The 16,048-nt window shown below is 62.7% G+C and carries 15 protein-coding genes; 12 read left to right on the forward strand and 3 right to left on the reverse strand.

The genetic code is table 11. From position 1 onward, the window contains the following. The first annotated feature begins 33 nt into the window (after window positions 1-33). The 6 genes from AC0GNR_RS15005 (at window position 34) to AC0GNR_RS15030 (ending at window position 6,779) form a co-directional block, all read left to right on the forward strand. Window positions 34-231, forward strand: coding sequence for a heavy-metal-associated domain-containing protein (locus AC0GNR_RS15005; RefSeq protein WP_472901719.1), 198 nt, complete (start codon window positions 34-36; stop codon window positions 229-231). Then, entirely contained in the window at window positions 228-680 is a 453-nt protein-coding gene (gene cueR / locus AC0GNR_RS15010) for a Cu(I)-responsive transcriptional regulator (RefSeq protein ID WP_472901720.1), read from the forward strand. Before AC0GNR_RS15005 ends, cueR begins: the two co-directional genes overlap by 4 nt. 187 nt (window positions 681-867) lie before the next feature. Continuing rightward, entirely contained in the window at window positions 868-1,485 is a 618-nt protein-coding gene (locus tag AC0GNR_RS15015; RefSeq protein WP_472901721.1) for a Spy/CpxP family protein refolding chaperone, read from the forward strand. 110 nt (window positions 1,486-1,595) lie between these two features. Continuing rightward, window positions 1,596-2,813 (forward strand): 5-demethoxyubiquinol-8 5-hydroxylase UbiM, encoded by a 1,218-nt coding sequence (ubiM, locus tag AC0GNR_RS15020; RefSeq protein WP_472901722.1) that lies wholly within the window; start codon window positions 1,596-1,598, stop codon window positions 2,811-2,813. Window positions 2,814-3,089: 276 nt separating this feature from the next. Further along, complete coding sequence (locus tag AC0GNR_RS15025) at window positions 3,090-3,971, forward strand: histone deacetylase family protein (RefSeq protein WP_472901730.1); 882 nt, start codon at window positions 3,090-3,092, stop codon at window positions 3,969-3,971. Window positions 3,972-4,100: 129 nt separating this feature from the next. Beyond that, window positions 4,101-6,779 (forward strand): bifunctional acetate--CoA ligase family protein/GNAT family N-acetyltransferase, encoded by a 2,679-nt coding sequence (locus AC0GNR_RS15030; protein ID WP_472901723.1) that lies wholly within the window; start codon window positions 4,101-4,103, stop codon window positions 6,777-6,779. Between the two features lie 1,003 nt (window positions 6,780-7,782). On the opposite strand, the gene AC0GNR_RS15035 is transcribed toward AC0GNR_RS15030, so the two are convergent. Beyond that, a complete protein-coding gene (locus tag AC0GNR_RS15035; protein WP_472901724.1) occupies window positions 7,783-8,760 on the reverse strand; it encodes a UbiA family prenyltransferase in 978 nt (325 codons plus the stop codon). A gap of 242 nt (window positions 8,761-9,002) precedes the next feature. On the opposite strand from AC0GNR_RS15035, the gene minC reads away from it, so the two are divergent. The 3 genes from minC (at window position 9,003) to minE (ending at window position 10,910) form a co-directional block, all read left to right on the forward strand. Next, window positions 9,003-9,770, forward strand: a complete 768-nt coding sequence (gene minC / locus AC0GNR_RS15040; protein WP_472901725.1) for a septum site-determining protein MinC — start codon at window positions 9,003-9,005, stop codon at window positions 9,768-9,770. A gap of 61 nt (window positions 9,771-9,831) precedes the next feature. Continuing rightward, window positions 9,832-10,647, forward strand: coding sequence for a septum site-determining protein MinD (gene minD, locus AC0GNR_RS15045; protein ID WP_472901726.1), 816 nt, complete (start codon window positions 9,832-9,834; stop codon window positions 10,645-10,647). A gap of 2 nt (window positions 10,648-10,649) precedes the next feature. Continuing rightward, window positions 10,650-10,910 carry a cell division topological specificity factor MinE gene (gene minE / locus AC0GNR_RS15050; RefSeq protein WP_439112399.1) on the forward strand — a complete coding sequence of 87 codons (261 nt, stop codon included), beginning with the start codon at window positions 10,650-10,652 and terminating at the stop codon, window positions 10,908-10,910. A gap of 196 nt (window positions 10,911-11,106) precedes the next feature. On the opposite strand, the gene AC0GNR_RS15055 is transcribed toward minE, so the two are convergent. Continuing rightward, on the reverse strand, window positions 11,107-11,475 hold the full coding sequence (locus AC0GNR_RS15055) for an RNA recognition motif domain-containing protein (protein ID WP_472901727.1): 369 nt from the start codon (window positions 11,473-11,475) through the stop codon (window positions 11,107-11,109). Between the two features lie 311 nt (window positions 11,476-11,786). Here AC0GNR_RS15055 and AC0GNR_RS15060 point away from each other — a divergent pair, with 311 nt between their 5' ends. Continuing rightward, on the forward strand, window positions 11,787-13,490 hold the full coding sequence (locus tag AC0GNR_RS15060) for an ABC1 kinase family protein (RefSeq protein WP_472901728.1): 1,704 nt from the start codon (window positions 11,787-11,789) through the stop codon (window positions 13,488-13,490). A gap of 82 nt (window positions 13,491-13,572) precedes the next feature. Beyond that, the gene (locus tag AC0GNR_RS15065; RefSeq protein ID WP_472901729.1) at window positions 13,573-14,292 is read left to right on the forward strand and encodes a hypothetical protein; all 720 of its coding nucleotides are present in this window, start codon (window positions 13,573-13,575) and stop codon (window positions 14,290-14,292) included. A 16-nt stretch (window positions 14,293-14,308) separates the two neighbouring features. On the opposite strand, the gene AC0GNR_RS15070 is transcribed toward AC0GNR_RS15065, so the two are convergent. Continuing rightward, on the reverse strand, window positions 14,309-14,980 hold the full coding sequence (locus AC0GNR_RS15070) for a DNA/RNA helicase domain-containing protein (protein ID WP_472901731.1): 672 nt from the start codon (window positions 14,978-14,980) through the stop codon (window positions 14,309-14,311). Window positions 14,981-15,033: 53 nt separating this feature from the next. Here AC0GNR_RS15070 and AC0GNR_RS15075 point away from each other — a divergent pair. Continuing rightward, window positions 15,034-16,048: IS630 family transposase (locus AC0GNR_RS15075; protein ID WP_472901483.1), on the forward strand; the 1,015-nt coding region annotated here is incomplete at its 3' end.

Genomic DNA, 16,048 nt, shown 5'->3' on the forward strand with positions numbered 1-16,048 from the left:
GCTCACCCCTAACCAACACCATTGGAACCCACCATGAACCAGATCTTTTCCGTGCAAGGCATGACCTGCGGCCATTGTGAAAAAGCCGTGACCACCGCTATCAAGCTGCTCGACCCCCAAGCCGTCGTCAGCATCGACCGCAGCCAGAACCGGGTTGAAGTGGACACCGAACAGCCCCGCGAAACGGTGGCCGAAGCGATCCGCGAAGAAGGCTACACGGTCGCGGCATGAAAGCCTGCAGCCACGCCAGCGAAGCCGATCCGTCGCTCGACGCGGTCAACGCCTGGCCGGTCAACATTGGCACGGCGGCGCGGCTCAGCGGCATTTCGCCCAAGATGCTGCGCCACTACGAATCGCTCGGCCTGCTGGGCACCGTCAACCGCACCGACAGCAACTACCGCCAGTACAGCCTGGCCGATGTGCACACGCTGCGCTTCATCCGCCGCTCGCGCGACATGGGCTTTGGCCTGGACGCCATTGCCGAGCTGGTGAGCCTGTGGCACAACCGCCGGCGCAGCAGCGCCAGCGTGAAACGCATTGCCCAAAAACACCGCGACGAACTGAGCCAGCGCATCGAAGCGCTGCAGGCCATGCAGCGCAGCCTGGACGGTCTGCTGCACCTGTGCCCTGGCGACGGGCGACCCGGCTGCCCCATCCTGGACGACCTGAGCCATCCTTGATCTGGCGCAAGGTTCAACCCGGAAACGGGATCAAGACCCATGGGGTCTTCGGAACAAAACTTTACAGAAGCGACTCAATAGGTCACCGAGCCGATACACGGTGCTCGCACACTGAACCCATTCCAGAAACACACACCCGCTGCGGTTTCAGGAACGTCTTTCAACCACCGACTCAGGAGTGAACACCATGAAACTGATTTCCAAAAAAGGCCTCATCGCCGCCGCACTGGCCACCGCTTTTGTGGGCATATCGGCCACCGCCATTGCACAAGGCATGGGTGGCATGCCGCACGGCACACACGCACAGCACATGGCACAGGCCACCACCGAAGCTGGCAAGCCCGACATGAGCCAACGCCATGCCCAGCGCATGGAGCGCATGCAGCAATACCACGCCGAGCGCCAGGCCAAGCTGAAGGCCGAGCTGAAGCTCAGCGCCGAGCAAGAACCTGCCTGGAACGCCTTTGTGGCCCGCACCGCGCACGAGCCCCGCGCCATGAAGGCCGGTGCGCGGGAAGACTGGTCCAAGCTGACCACGCCTGAGCGCCTGGACAAAATGCAAGCCCTGAAAGCCGAGCGCGACGCACAGATGGCCAAGCGCATCGACGCCACCAAAAGTTTCTACGCCGCGCTCACGCCCGAACAGCAAAAAGTGTTTGACACCCAGGCGCACGGCGGCATGCAGCGCGCCGGCATGAAGGGTGAACACCGCATGGGTGGCAAAGGCGGCCACCATGGCATGCACGGTGACCACAAAGGCATGGGTGGCATGGGCTGTGAAGCCGGCATGCTCAAACAAAGCTGAACCCAGGGCGCCAGACGCATGCCCAGCCCAACAGCCCCGGCCACCCCGGGGCTGTTTTGCTTGATGCACATCAAGCCCCGCGCAGCAGCCTGCCGATAAGCTGCCCCGCCATGGACTTTGACCTCATCATCATCGGCGCCGGCCCCGCCGGGCTGTGCCTCGCCCAAGCTTTGCGGGGCAGCGGTTTGCACGTCGGCCTGGTGGAGCAAAGCAGCGTGGCCACGTTGCAAAACCCGGCGTTTGACGGCCGTGAAATTGCCCTCACCCAGCACAGCGCGGCGCTGCTGCGCCAGCTCGGCGTGTGGCACCACCTGGGCGAAACCCACATCGCCCCGTTGCGCGACGCGCTGGTGCTCGACGGCGGTGCGGGCCGCGGCCAGTCGCGCATGCACATCAGCCACAGGCTCAGCCCCAAACCCGAGCTGGGCCACCTGGTGGCCAACCACCACATCCGCCGCGCCGCCTTTGAAGCGGCCCTGGCCACGGACGGTGACACACCGGGCACGCCCCCCACCCTGTACAGCGAGCAACAGGTCACGCACATCCACACCAACGCCCAGGGTGCCCACATCACCCTGGCCAGCGGCACCACCCTGAGCGCACGGCTGGCCGTGGCCGCCGACAGCCGCCATTCCAGCACCCGCCGCGCCATGGGCATACCGGCCGACCTGCACGACTACGGCCGCACCATGCTGGTGTGCAACATGACGCACGAACAATCCCACCATGAAACCGCGTGGGAATGGTTTGACCACGGCCAGACGCTGGCCCTGCTGCCCATGAACCCCTGCCCGCAGACGGGCCTGCCACGTTCGTCGGTGGTGCTCACCCTGCCCAGCCAAGCCTTGCAACCGCTGCTGGACCTGCCCGAAGCCCCATTCAACACCGCCATGGCCGAGCGCTTTGGCCACCAGCTGGGCGCCATGCGCCTGTGCAGCACCCGCCACGCCTACCCGCTGGTGGGCGTGTGGGCGCGCCGCCTGGTGGCACAGCGCTTTGCTGCGGTGGGCGACGCCGCCGTGGGCATGCACCCCGTTACCGCCCACGGTTTCAACCTGGGCCTGCGCAGCATCGACACCCTGGCGCAACTGCTCATCCAGGCGCACCAGCAAGGCCAGGACATCGCCTCGCCCGCCCTGCTGGAACGCTACCAACGCACCCACCAGCGTGCCAGCCGCGGCCTGTACCTGGCCACCCACGCACTGGCCCAGCTCTACACCCGCGAAGAAGCACCCGCCCGCTTCGTGCGCCAGGCCCTGGTGGGTTTGGGTGAGCGGTTCACCCCATTCAAACGTGCGGTAGCAGCCAGCCTGACCGGACTGCATTAAAAACAACCCATCAGCGGCAGGTGCTTCAACACCCCAACCGGCCGCTGAGCATCAGCCGCCTGCTCGAACAGGTTCGCCCCGTCCAGAGGCACGCCACGTGCATGTTGCGCTGCATCAAGGCAGCCGTCAGCATTCGGGTCTAGATTGGCAAATTCACCCTGCACAGGCACGTCCGATGCCTGCGGGAACACCGCCCGATCACCACCCGTACCAAAGCCGAGGAGACCCGACTTGCTGTCCGCCTACATCACCCACGCCGACTGCGCCCGCCACGACATGGGCCCACACCACCCCGAATGCCCCGACCGCCTGGGCGCCATCAACGACCACCTGCTGGTCAAGGGCTTGCTGGACTACATGATCCCGTACGACGCGCCCCTGGCCACCCAGGAGCAATTGGCGCGTGCACATGCTTCGCTCTACGTCAGTGAAATCTTCAACGCTTCACCCTCCGAAGGCCTGCACGCGGTCGACCCGGACACCAACATGTGTCCCCACACACTCACGGCCGCCCTGCGCGCCGCCGGCGCCGCCGTGCAAGCCACCGACCTGGTGCTGGCCGGCGACGCGCCCACCGCCTTTTGCTGCGTGCGCCCGCCCGGCCACCACGCCGAACGCTCGGCCGCCATGGGCTTCTGTTTTTTCAACAACGTGGCCGTGGGCATTCGCCACGCGCTCAACGCACACGGTGTGCAACGCGTGGCTCTGATCGACTTTGACGTGCACCACGGCAACGGCAGCGAAGACATTTTTCGAGGCGACGAGCGCGTGCTGATGTGCTCCATCTTTGAAAAAGGCCTGTACCCGTTCAACGGCGAAACCGCCACCGGCGACAACATGGTCAACGTCGGTCTGCCCAGCCGATCGGGCAGCGACGCTTTTCGCGAAGCCGTCACCGAACACTGGATCCCCGCACTCGACGCCTTTGCCCCCGAGCTGATCTACATATCGGCCGGCTTTGACGCGCACCGCGAAGACGACATGGGCAACCTGGGCCTGGTGGAAGCCGATTACGCCTGGGTCACTCAAGAACTCATGAAAATCGCCCGAAAACACAGCCAGGGGCGCATCATTTCCTGCCTGGAAGGTGGCTATGTGCTCAGCCCGCTGGCGCGCAGTGTGGCGGCCCATGTGCGTGTGCTGATTGGCGCTGACTGAACGGCCGAATCGCCACACGTCACGGGACGCGCTTGCCTCGTCGCTGCCGGGTGTGTGGGTTGGGTTCAAAGGTTTTCTCCACCCATCCACACCCCTCCATATTCTTTTTTGCAGCAATCTGAGTCCCCCATGGACAAACACTACCTTACCCCCCTCTTCGAGCCTGAAACCATTGCGGTCTTTGCTGGCCAGGCCGACAACGCCGAGCTACAAACCCCCCAGGCCCGGGCGCTGGTCGCCGCCATCACCCAGCAACGCTTCAGCGGCACGCTGGTGTTTCTGGACATCCACACCACCGGCACCCTGGCCGACCTGGCCCAGACCCGGGCCGACCTGGCCATCATCGTGCTGCCACCGGCCGAAGCCATTGAAGCGCTGGAAGTGGCGGGCCGCATCAAGTGCCGCGCGGCCCTGGTGGTGGGCAGCGGCATCACAGCCGAGCTGGCGCTGGAAATGCACCGCGTGGCGCGCCGCCACGGCATGCACCTGCTGGGCCCCAACAGCATGGGCTTTCAGCGCCCCCGCAGCGGCCTCAATGCCAGCGTGGCTGGCCCACTGACCAACCCCGGCCCACTGGCCCTCGTTTCACAGTCGGGCGCGCTCACCGCCTCCATCCTCGACTGGGCCAGCCTCAACGCCGTGGGCTTCTCCACCGTGGTCTCGCTGGGCCCCAACACGTCGGTGGACATTGCCCAGGTGCTCGACTACCTGGCGTCGGATGCGCAAACGCACAGCATCGTGGTCTACATGGAAGGCATTTCCAACGCCCGGCGCTTCATGAGCGCGCTGCGCGCAGCCGCCAACGCCAAGCCGGTGGTCGTGCTCAAAGCCGGGCGCAAAAAAGCCGGTAACCAAGCCGCCCAGACCCACAGCGGCACCATTGTGGGCAGCGACGACGTGTTTGACGCCGCCCTGCGACGCGCCGGCGCGGTGCGGGTGCGCTCGTTCGTCGAGCTGTTTTCTGCCGCCAAATGCCTGGCCTCGCGCTACCGCCCGGTGGGCAAGCGCCTGGCCATCGTCACCAACGGCGGCGGCCCCGGCGTGCTGGCGGCCGACTGGGTGAGCGAAATCCACCTGGAACTGGGCCGCCTGGCACCCGACACCGTGAAGGCGCTGCAACCCCAGCTGCCCGCCCTGGCCTCGCTGTGCGACCTGATCGACCTGTCTGAAGAAGCCACACCGGCGCACTACCAGGCCGCCATCGACGCCGCCGGCCACGACCGCAGCATCGACGGCGTGCTGGTGGTGCACTCGCCCAAAGCCGGCACCAACGCCGCCGACGTGGCGCGCGCCATGGCCAGCCTCAAAACCCAGATGAGCAAACCGCTGCTGTGCTGCTGGATGGGCGACGCCTCGGTGATCGAAGCCCGCGAAGTGCTGGCGGCCGCCGCCATTCCCAGCTTTCGCACGCCCGAAGCCGCCGTGGGTGCCTTTGGCAACATCGCCAGTTTTTACGAAAACCAGCAACTGCTGCAGCAAACGCCGCCGCCATTGTCCACCCTGGCCAAGCCCGACATTGAAGGCGCGCGCCTGCTGATCGAAAACGTGTTGACCGAGCGCCGCAAGGTGCTCACCGAAATGGAGTCCAAGGCCCTGCTCTCGGCCTTTCACATCCCGGTCACACAGACCATTCTGGCGCGCAGCGCCAACGAAGCCATGATGATCGCCACCCAGCTGGGCTACCCGGTGGCGCTCAAGATCGATTCACCCGACATCAGCCACAAAAGCGATGTGAACGGCGTGGCGCTCAACGTGATGAACGCCGTGGGTGTGCGCGATGTGTACAACACCATGATCCAGGCCGTGGCCAAAGCCCAGTCCGGCGCCCGCATCAACGGCGTCACCATCCAGAAAATGGCGCGCAACAAACGCGGCCGCGAACTCTACATCGGCCTCGTCACCGACGACCCGTTTGGCCCGGTCATTGCCTTCGGCGCCGGCGGCACCATGATCGAGCTGATCAACGACCGCGCCATGGAACTGCCGCCGCTCAACCAGTTTCTGGCCCGCCGGCTCATTGACCGCTCCCGCGTGGCCGAAACCCTGGGCGAATGGCGCGGCGCCGGCGCGGTGGACATGGATGCGCTCGAACACGTGCTGCTGCGCGTGTCAGAAATGGTGTGCGAACTGCCCCAGCTGCGTGAAATGGACATCAACCCCATCATCGTGGACGCATCGGGTGCGGTGGCGGTGGACGCGCGCATCGTTATCGACAACGCGCCCGCCACCGCCCGCAACTACGCCCACCTGGCCATCCTGCCCTACCCGGCGCGTTACGAGCAGGTCTGGCCGCTGCGCGGCGGTGGCGAGTACACCATCCGCCCCATCCACCCCGACGACGCCCAGATGCTGCAAGACCTGGTGCAACACCTGTCGCCCGAAAGCCGGTATTTCCGCTTTGTATCGTCGCTCAAAGAGCTGCCGCCATCCATGCTCTCGCGGCTCACCTTGATCGATTACGACCGCGAAATGGCGCTGGTGGCCATCCACCGCACCCGCCAGCCTGGCCCAGGGGGCGAACCGGTGGAAACCGAGCGCATCGTGGGCGTGTCCCGCTACATCACCAACCCCGACAAAGCCAGTTGCGAGTTTTCGCTGGTGGTGGCCGACGATTTCAACGGCAAAGGCCTGGGTTCGCGGCTCATGCTGAGCATCATGGAAGAAGCGCGCGACAAGGGTTTGACCGAAATTGAAGGCTTGGTGCTGGCGAACAACCCGGGCATGCTCAAGCTCATGAAAGGCTTGGGCTTTGCAGTGAAAACCTTTGCCGAAGACCCGGACTTCAAGTTGGTGACGCACGCCCTGTAGAGCCAGGCACGTTTTCCTATCAAAACCGCCCGTCCTGGCGGTTTTTTTTCGCCTTCGGGTTCCCGCTTCTTATCTCTCTATAGCTTTAATACAAATTAGTAGCAGTAGTAGAGGGGGCCGTTTTGTGTGGACAAGCCGGTTTTCTTCAAGCGGGACAAGCACTTGGGTGCTGCCAAAGCCTGTGCAGACGGCCCTGTTTCCTGGCAACCGAAAAGGGGACAACTGGGCCAAGCGGCGGTCTTCTGTGGATAACCCCGTGGTTATTAAAAAGTTACCCACAAGGTTGTGATCAACCTCTTTCGGAAGCCGTTTTTTTCGGGCCAAAACACCGGTTTGGGCCGTTGTTACCGACCCGCCAGCCTCTGAGACCTGGGAAATCCATGGTTATGAAGGTCCCGAGCGTCTTCAACCCCCCAGGCGCCCGGTCTTGCCAAGCCAGGTGATTGCCCTGCAGGGCGTTCATCACGCGCTCAGGCATCTGCCGCGCCTGATCGGTCCCGGCCCTCCCAGCACCCCGCTCGGCCGCTTCCAGGCGCTCACAACCGCCCTGGTGGGCATGGCTGAACCGTTTGAACATTGAAATCAACTGCCGCAAAGGACCTGGTACACGCAAAGGGTCATGGAACCGATGGTTGCGTCAGCCGAAAAAAATCAACTTTTTGCCTACCAAGGTGTTGGCCGGCAACCCAAAACGGCGCAAAAAACGGGTTTTCGGTTCCCGCTTCTTATCTCTCTATAGCTTTAATACAAATTAGTAGCAGTAGTAGAGGGGGCCGTTTTGTGTGGACAAGCTGGTTTTCTTCAAGCGGGACAAGCACTTGGGTGCTGCCAAAGCCTGTGCAGACGGCCCTGTTTCCCGGCGACCGAAAAGGGGACAACTGGACCAAGCGGCGGTCTTCTGTGGATAACCCCGTGGTTATTAAAAAGTTACCCACAGGGTTGTGACCAATTGCTTTGGCAAGCCAGTTTTGGGCTGTCGTTTCGAGCGGCCGTGGCGCGTTTTTCAGTGCAACCGCGCCAGTTGGGCAAAACCGGCGGCGAGACCCAGTCCGTGCAGCAACACCGCTATGACGCTGAGTACCAGAGCAGGTTTCAACCTGTCGGGTTGGTGCATGTGTTGTGCCAGCCATCCAGCAGCCGCCAGGGAAAACGGCAAAGAAACCAGCCCCCACAGCGCCTGGCTTGGCGGCACCAACAGCCAGACGCCGGCCACCAACCACAGGTGAGCGCCGAGCGCCAGCACGGCATACAACGCGCTGGCCTTTACGGGACCAAGCCTCACCACCAAGGTGCGCTTGCCCACTTGGGCATCGGCTTCAGCGTCCGGAAACCCGTTGATCAGCAGCAGCGCTGCCACCAGCAGCGCAAAACCCAACGCTACCCAGGCGGGTATGGGGAAAAAGTGGCGGCGCTGCACATAGTCCGCGCCCACCACCACCAGAAACCACACGAGTGCCACCGTCAGTTCGCCCAACCCGCGAGACATCAACCGCAGCGGTGGTGCCGAGTAAGCCCAGGCCAGCACCAGTCCCGCCAAGCCCAGCAGCAACACACCACCACCGGCTTTAGCCGCCAGCAGCAGTCCGGCCGGTACCAGAAACAACACCAGCGCGAAGGCCAGTTCGGCGGTTTGCCGCTCGGTCGCCACGCCGGTCTGTATCAGCCGCGAACCGCCTGTGAACGGAAAGATGCCCCGCTGGTTGGCCGAATCTGCTCCATTGCGTGCGTCGTGCAGGTCGTTCAACACATTGCCTGCCGCGTGTGCCAGCACGGCCAACGCGGTGGCACCGAGCGCCAGCGGCAGGTCGAGCCCGCAGCCGCAGGCTGCAGCGGTTGCGGTGCCCAGCACACAGGCCACCACCGTGAGCCACAAAAACGCCGGACGTGTCATGCGCAGCCACACCAGCGCCTGCCCCAGGCCCGGGTCAGGCGGTTTCTTTTGGGGTTGGCGCACCGCAGAGGCTTTGGGCAGAGGTTTCATACCGATCAAGTGTGTGGCGATGCAGCCCAACGCGCCTTGTCCAATCGCAAGCCCAGCCCAGCGCATGCGTCTGGCCGCGGGCCCGCCATGGCGCTGGTCGCTCACACTTGGCTACAAGCGCTCTGTAGCGGTGCGGTACCCGGCTGTTAAGATGCCAGCGCTTGGTGGCGGGCCTGAACGGTGATTCGAGCCCGTTGCTTTTTCCCCTGGAATCCCCGGTTTTTGAGTCTGTTGCCCCACCCATGTCCGTTGCCCTCGCTGCCAACGCGCCTGCCACCTTCGAGATCAAGAGTGCCAACCTGCCTCTGGTGGCCTTGCTGCTCAAATCTGCCGACCTGGCCCGCCTGAGCACCGAATTTGCCCAGCGGTTTGGTGACATGCCCGACTTCTTTGACCACGACTCGCTGGTCATCGACCTGTTCCCGTTGCAAGTGGCCGAACCCGACGCCAGCCTGGACTTTGCAGCGCTGGTGCACCTGCTGCGCCAATACCGGCTGACCCCGCTGGCCGTGCGCGGCGGCAACGAAGCGCAAATGGCCGATGCCATTGCCGCCGGCCTCACTCCGGCGCCCGACGCTACCGTGCAGCGTGCAGCGCCAGCCCCCGCAGCCAGCACCACCGCAGCGCGAGCCCCAGAGCCGGTGGCAGCACCGCAGCCTGCTGCAAGTGCCCTGGTCATCGACAAACCCCTGCGCTCGGGTCAGCAGGTCTATGCCCGCGGGCGCGACCTGGTCGTGATGGCCATGGTCAACCCTGGTGCAGAAGTCATTGCCGATGGGCACATCCATGTGTACGCGCCGTTGCGCGGCAAAGCCATTGCAGGTGCGCGCGGCAACACCGATGCGCGCATATTTGCCCTCAGCATGGCACCCGAGCTCATTTCCATTGCCGGCATTTACCGCACCAGCGAAGTGGCCCTGCCCGACGCCGTGCTGGGCAAGGCGGCCCAGGTGCGCCTGGTGCCGGGCCCCGACGGTGACAAGCTCGTGATCGACCCTTTATCGGTGTAACGCCCCAGGCCACCCGCCCGTTGCACCCCGCACCCCTTTTGCATTTGAAAGAACCCGCACCATGACCAAAATCGTTGTCGTCACCTCCGGCAAAGGCGGGGTGGGCAAAACCACCACCAGCGCCAGCTTTGCCACCGGCCTTGCCCTGCGCGGTCACAAAACCGCTGTGATCGACTTCGACGTGGGCCTGCGCAACCTGGATCTGATCATGGGCTGCGAGCGCCGCGTGGTGTACGACCTGATCAACGTCATCCAGGGTGAAGCCAACCTGAACCAGGCGCTCATCAAAGACAAACAGTGTGACAACCTCTTTGTGTTGGCCGCCAGCCAGACGCGCGACAAAGACGCCCTGAGCCAGGAAGGCGTGCACAAGGTACTGACCGACCTCTCGGCCATGGGTTTTGAGTACATCGTGTGCGACTCGCCCGCCGGCATTGAAACCGGCGCGCTCATGGCCATGCACTACGCCGACGAAGCGCTCATCGTCACCAACCCCGAAGTCTCCAGCGTGCGAGATTCCGATCGCATCCTGGGCATGCTGGGCAGCAAGACGCAGCGCGCCATTGACGGCAAGGAGCCCATCAAGGAGCACTTGCTTATCACGCGCTACAACCCCACGCGCGTGGCCGACGGCCAGATGCTGTCGCTCGAGGACATCCAGGACATCCTGCGTATCAAGCTCATCGGCGTCATTCCTGAGAGTGAAAACGTGCTCACCGCTTCCAACCAGGGCACGCCGGCGATCCACCTGAAAGGCACCGACGTGGCGGAGGCCTACAGCGATGTCATCGACCGCTTTCTGGGCGCCGACAAACCGCTGCGCTTCATCGAAGCCGAAAAGGCGGGCTTCTTCAAGCGTGTGTTTGGAAGGAAATGAGCATGTCGTTCCTGTCCTTCTTGCTCGGCGAGAAAAAGAAAACCGCCAGCGTCGCTAAAGAGCGGCTGCAGATCATCCTGGCGCACGAGCGCAGCGGCCGCAATGCCGCAGAGCCCGATTACCTGCCCGCGCTGCAGCGCGAACTGGTGGCCGTGATCAGCAAATACATCAAGATCAATCCGGACGACATCAAGGTCATGCTGGAGCGCCAGGACAACCTGGAAGTGCTTGAGGTCAAAATCGAACTGCCTGATCGCAAATAAGCCCCAATCACCAGACGGGTCTGCCCAGACAAAAACCCCCTGTTTTGCTGGGTTGCATAACAGGGGGTTTTTATTGGCTACACCAAAGCAAAAAGGCTTCAAAACATGGTTTTGAAGCCTTTTCTACTGGACTCAGCACAGGGCTGTGTCAGCTGGGGTGCAACGGCATCGCTGCCGTTGACTGGGATTGCAGGGCTTAGTAGCCGCCGCGACCGCCACCACCGCCGTAGCCGCCACCGCCGGAGCGGTCGCCGCCGTAGCCGCCGCCACCACCGGAACGGTCACCACCGTAGCCGCCGGTACGGGGAGGACGTGCCTCCATCGGACGAGCTTCGTTCACGGTGATGCTGCGGCCGCCGAGCGACTGGCCATTCATGCCGTTGATAGCAGCTTGTGCTTCAGCGTCATTGCCCATTTCGACGAAACCGAAACCTTTGGAGCGGCCGGTGTCGCGCTCCATCATGACTTTGGCGCTGTTGACAGAGCCGAATTCGCTGAACGACTGTTGCAGGTCTTCGTCGCGAACGGTGTACGGCAGGTTGCCGACGTAAAGTTTATTGCCCATGGGGACTCCTCAAAAATACATAAAACAAAGCGATGGGGTCCCGAAAGCACAACAAACCAAAAAAGTACCGCCGTAGCGCGCGAAACTGACCGATCACCTAACTTGCACGGGCAGCGAAACCGCCCGAACATTTGGATTATGCGCCTTTAAACGCGCCGTGATGAAATTCTTGCCGCATACCGTTGCTGGCTGGATAAAAAGTGGTTCACGTCAAGGCGCAACGCCACCGGCCCAAGCGGGCTTTTCGCCCTGCGTTTCGCTTGCCCTTGTTCAGCCGCGCACACGCCTGACGGGCCGTCTATCATCCGGCCATGCTGATCGAAACGCTGGGCGCTGCCCGAGACATGGGGCGGCTCAATCAAATTTTGGGTGTGCTGATTCGCCATGGTTTTGGCGACAGCGTGCGCCGCCTGGGCCTGGCCGACCGGCTGGAAAGCGCGGGCCACGCTCTGAAATGGGAACATGCGGCCGACCTCGCCCGGCTTGAACCGCCGGTGCAGGTGCGCTTGGCCATTGAAGAACTCGGCCCCACCTTTGTGAAGCTCGGCCAGATCCTGGCCGGCCGTGCCGACCTGTTTGGCCCTGAATTCATTGCCGAATTTGAAAAACTGCACAGCCATGTGCCCGCTGTGCCGCTGGACACCTTGCGCCCCCAGCTGCGCGAAGACCTGGGCGGCGAACCCGAAGACGTGTTTGCACGCTTCGACCCCGAGCCCCTGGCCGCGGCTTCCATTGCACAGGTGCACCGCGCCCAGCTCAAAGACGGCACCGAAGTGGTCGTCAAAATTCGCCGCCCCGGCATAACCGACACCATTGAGGCCGACCTGCGCCTGCTGGGCCGCATGGCCGCCGTGGCCGAGGCCGAGATACCCAACCTCAAGCCCTACCGGCCCCAGCAACTGGTGCGCGAACTGGCGCGCTCCCTCAAGCGCGAGCTGGACCTGGCCAGCGAATGCCGCAACGCCGAACGCATTGCTGCCAATCTCGCACCCATGCCCTGGATCGTGGTGCCCAAGGTCCACTGGCAGCACACCACCGAGCGCGTCAACGTCCAAGACTTTGTGGGCGGTGTCGCCGGCAACGACCTGGCTGGGCTCGACCTCAACGGCTTCGACCGCAACCTGCTCGCCCAACGTGGCAGCCAGGCTGTGCTGAAAATGATCGTGCAAGACGGTTTTTTCCACGCCGATCCGCACCCCGGCAATGTGTTCTACCTGGAAGGCAACCGCATCGCCTTCATCGACTTCGGCATGGTCGGGCGCCTTTCGCAGCGCCGGCGCGAAGAGCTGCTCAGCCTGTTGCTCGGTCTGGTCGAGCGCAACCCCCAGACCGTGGCCGACGTGTTGCTTGACTGGACCGGTGACGAACACGGCGTCAACCTGGCCGTGCTGGAAACCGAAATTGAAGCTTTCGTCGACCAGTACCACGGCACCCCGCTGGCCCAGCTCAACCTGGGCCAGATGCTGGCCGACGTGACCACCATCTTGCGCGAACACCACCTTGGCCTGCCGTCTGACATGGCTCTGCTCATCAAAGCCTTCATCACCCTGGAAGGCATGGGCCGCGGGCTCGACCCCGAATTTCACATGACCACCGAAGCCCTGCCGCTGTTGCGCCAGGTGGTGCGCGCCCGCTACCAGCCCAAGGTGGTGGCCAACCGCGCCTGGCAAACCCTGCGCCGCACCCTGGCCGTGGCCGAACAGCTGCCACACGACGTGTCGCGCCTGCTGCGCAACGCCCGGCGTGGCCGCATGCACGTGGGCATTGAGCTGGCCCACCTCAAACGCGTGGGCGACCAGATCGACCGCGCCGCCAACCGCCTCACCATGGCGCTCGTCATCGCTGCGCTCATCATCGGCTCGTCCATCGTCATGACCGTCAAAGGCGGCCCGACCCTCTTCGGCCTGCCCGCTTTCGGCTTCATCGGCTTTGCCAGCGCCTTCGTGGGCGGGCTGTGGCTGGTGCGCGCCATCTGGCGCAGCAGCAAGGGGCGCGATGTGGGGGAGGGGGATTGACGTGTGATGCGCTATCTTGGCTTTTGAGTTACCACACAACAATCGGGGGGAAGAAGCCATGGGCTTGCAGGACAGGGACTACATGCACGAGCCGCACCGGCGCGATTCACCATTCACGCCACCCCCATCCACCGCGCCGTCTGGCTTGTACATCTTCTTGATCCTTGCATTCTGCGCATTTGCCTTGTTCAAGGGCTACGAATGGCTGCTTGAGCGGCAAGCCAAGCCGCAACCGATTCGACAGGTGAGCCCGGTGCCGTTGGTTGTTCGGCCACCAGTGGTGACCGATACACCGTCAGCTGCCGCGCCCCTGCGACAGTGGGTGAAGTGCATCGTCAATGGCCAGACGCTGTATTCAGATACCGACTGCGCTGGCGGCACCCTCGTAGCGCGCTCCGTGGTCCCCGAAGCACCTCGGCAGCCTGCTCATACATCGACCGGTGTGACCACGCTTTTCCATTGCAAAGCCTACAACGGCGGCACTTTTTGGGCCCGCTCGCATTGCAACCAGCACAAAGCGTTGGTCGACCGCATGGTGAACGTGCCAGGCAGTTTGCCGTTTGATCAGCAAGTGAAAATGGCTGAAGGCATCCGCCTCGCTGCGGCGTCCACCGAACCAGGTCAGCGCTCCGTCTCCAATCGGGTAGCAGCACCAACCAACAAGAACGCATGCACGGAATTGGAAAACCGGATCGCTGATTTGGATGCAACGGCAAGACAACCCCAGACTGCCGAGTCTCAAGATCGGCTCCGTGAGCAGCGCAAGCAGGCGCGAGACCGGCAATTTGCCCTGCGCTGTTGATCAGCGCATCAGCGCATCAGTGGATCAAGGGAATGCCCAGTGCGCTCAAGTAATCAAAAGTTGAGTCGTAAAAACTGTGAGTCCGGGTCTTGTCGATCTCATCGCCCTCTGGCACCACGATGACCATGCCTTGTCGTGCGCGGGTCAGCAAAACCCGGTAAGCGTTTTTCAGAAATGACTGCCGATCGGCCTTGTGAATGTTTTGCCATCGGCTGCCCACAAACGAATGGTGTGTCCATCCATTCAGTGTGTATCGAAAATCGGCGTCCCACACGACGCATGCCCAGTCGAGTTCAAGGCCTTGCACCTGAAACTCTGTGGCCACGTCTTCCAGGTAATAGGATGAACGAACGTCGTCTTTGTTGTCGAGAAACCAGTGGACTGGATCGGTCGCAACGCGCACATCAATAGCGTGTGGCTTCAGTCGCAGCGCTTGAGAAGAAACCACCATGCCATAGCGCTCTGAACCTCTGGCTTGTGTTCTCAGCCATGTTTTCGCTGCAGGCACCGAACGCGTCAACACGATGGGATAGCGGTTTTGAACGGAGGCAAAGGTCTGCTTGGCAGCTTCGCTATCCAAATCCAGCATGTGCTTGACCCATGTCGACACATGTTCGGCCCGAAAGGAGCGCATAGACACGCTCAGATGCAGATCGTTGTTGATGCTCACACGCTCTTTTGCCCTTATAGATAAGGCCCGTTAAAGTCTGAACTTTGTCTAATTTTCGCGATCAGAGTGTCATGGAAAAAGAAAGCGCAAGAAGTCAGACACTGGAGCAACTTCACGAACGACGCAAACAGGTCGTGAGGCTGTACAGACAAGGCACCAAGATCATGCAGATCGTCACGATGACGGGGCTGAGCTACCCGACAGTGCGAACGGCTATCGATCTGTTTGACGCTGGCGGCTGGGGTGCGATACGTCCCGCTGTTCGTGGACGAGCCAGAGGCGATGGCCGGGTGCTCGGTCAGGCGCAGGAAGACACCATCCAGCGCCTGATCATCGACAAACGCCCCGAGCAGCTCAAGATGGATTTCAGCTTGTGGAGCCGGGCCGCAGTGGGTCAGCTCATCGAACAGGAATTTGGCATCAAGCTGCAAGTGCGCAGCATCGGCAAGTACCTCACCCGCTGGGGCTTCACACCGCAAAAGCCCATCAAGCGCGCTTACGAGCAAAGCCCTGCTGCCGTGCAGGCTTGGTTGGAGGGCGAGTACCCCGGCATTGAGCAGCGCGCCAGGGCCGAGGGGGCCGAGATTCACTGGGGCGACGAGACGGCCTTGGTCAACACCGATGTGCGCGGCAGGAGCTTCGCGCCAGCGGGCAAAACACCGGTGGCCATGGCCGTGGGCGGCACCCGTCAAAAGCTCTCCATGATTGCCACGGTGACCAACCAGGGCAAGACGCGGTGGATGATCATTGACGAGGCTTTCGATGCTGAGAAGCTCATCGAATTCCTACAAGCTTTGATCAAGGACGCGGGTAAAAAAGTCTTTCTGATTCTGGACAACCTGCGGGTCCACCACAGCAAGCTGGTGAAGGCTTGGGTGGCTGAGCGGCAGGACCAGATCGAGTTGTTCTACCTGCCCAGCTACAGCCCACAGCTCAACCCAGAGGAGCGGCTCAATGCGGACTTGAAGCAGGAGATGGGCAAGCGCGTGCCGGTGCGAACCAAGGCCAAGCTACGCGATGCGGCCAACGATCACATGGCGATGCTGGAGCAAAACCCCGAGCGCGTCATGAGCTACTTCCAGGACC

This window comes from Hydrogenophaga sp. LT287 (genome assembly GCF_055702805.1).

Excerpts from the sequence above, each read along its gene's own strand:
- AC0GNR_RS15005 (WP_472901719.1), top strand. The coding sequence starts at position 34 with ATGAACCAGATCTTTTCCGTGCAAGGCATGACCTGCGGCCATTGTGAA.
- cueR (WP_472901720.1), top strand. The coding sequence starts at position 228 with ATGAAAGCCTGCAGCCACGCCAGCGAAGCCGATCCGTCGCTCGACGCG.
- AC0GNR_RS15015 (WP_472901721.1), top strand. The coding sequence starts at position 868 with ATGAAACTGATTTCCAAAAAAGGCCTCATCGCCGCCGCACTGGCCACC.
- ubiM (WP_472901722.1), top strand. The coding sequence starts at position 1,596 with ATGGACTTTGACCTCATCATCATCGGCGCCGGCCCCGCCGGGCTGTGC.
- AC0GNR_RS15025 (WP_472901730.1), top strand. The coding sequence starts at position 3,090 with ATGGGCCCACACCACCCCGAATGCCCCGACCGCCTGGGCGCCATCAAC.
- AC0GNR_RS15030 (WP_472901723.1), top strand. The coding sequence starts at position 4,101 with ATGGACAAACACTACCTTACCCCCCTCTTCGAGCCTGAAACCATTGCG.
- AC0GNR_RS15035 (WP_472901724.1), bottom strand. The coding sequence starts at position 8,760 with ATGAAACCTCTGCCCAAAGCCTCTGCGGTGCGCCAACCCCAAAAGAAA.
- minC (WP_472901725.1), top strand. The coding sequence starts at position 9,003 with ATGTCCGTTGCCCTCGCTGCCAACGCGCCTGCCACCTTCGAGATCAAG.
- minD (WP_472901726.1), top strand. The coding sequence starts at position 9,832 with ATGACCAAAATCGTTGTCGTCACCTCCGGCAAAGGCGGGGTGGGCAAA.
- minE (WP_439112399.1), top strand. The coding sequence starts at position 10,650 with ATGTCGTTCCTGTCCTTCTTGCTCGGCGAGAAAAAGAAAACCGCCAGC.
- AC0GNR_RS15055 (WP_472901727.1), bottom strand. The coding sequence starts at position 11,475 with ATGGGCAATAAACTTTACGTCGGCAACCTGCCGTACACCGTTCGCGAC.
- AC0GNR_RS15060 (WP_472901728.1), top strand. The coding sequence starts at position 11,787 with ATGCTGATCGAAACGCTGGGCGCTGCCCGAGACATGGGGCGGCTCAAT.
- AC0GNR_RS15065 (WP_472901729.1), top strand. The coding sequence starts at position 13,573 with ATGCACGAGCCGCACCGGCGCGATTCACCATTCACGCCACCCCCATCC.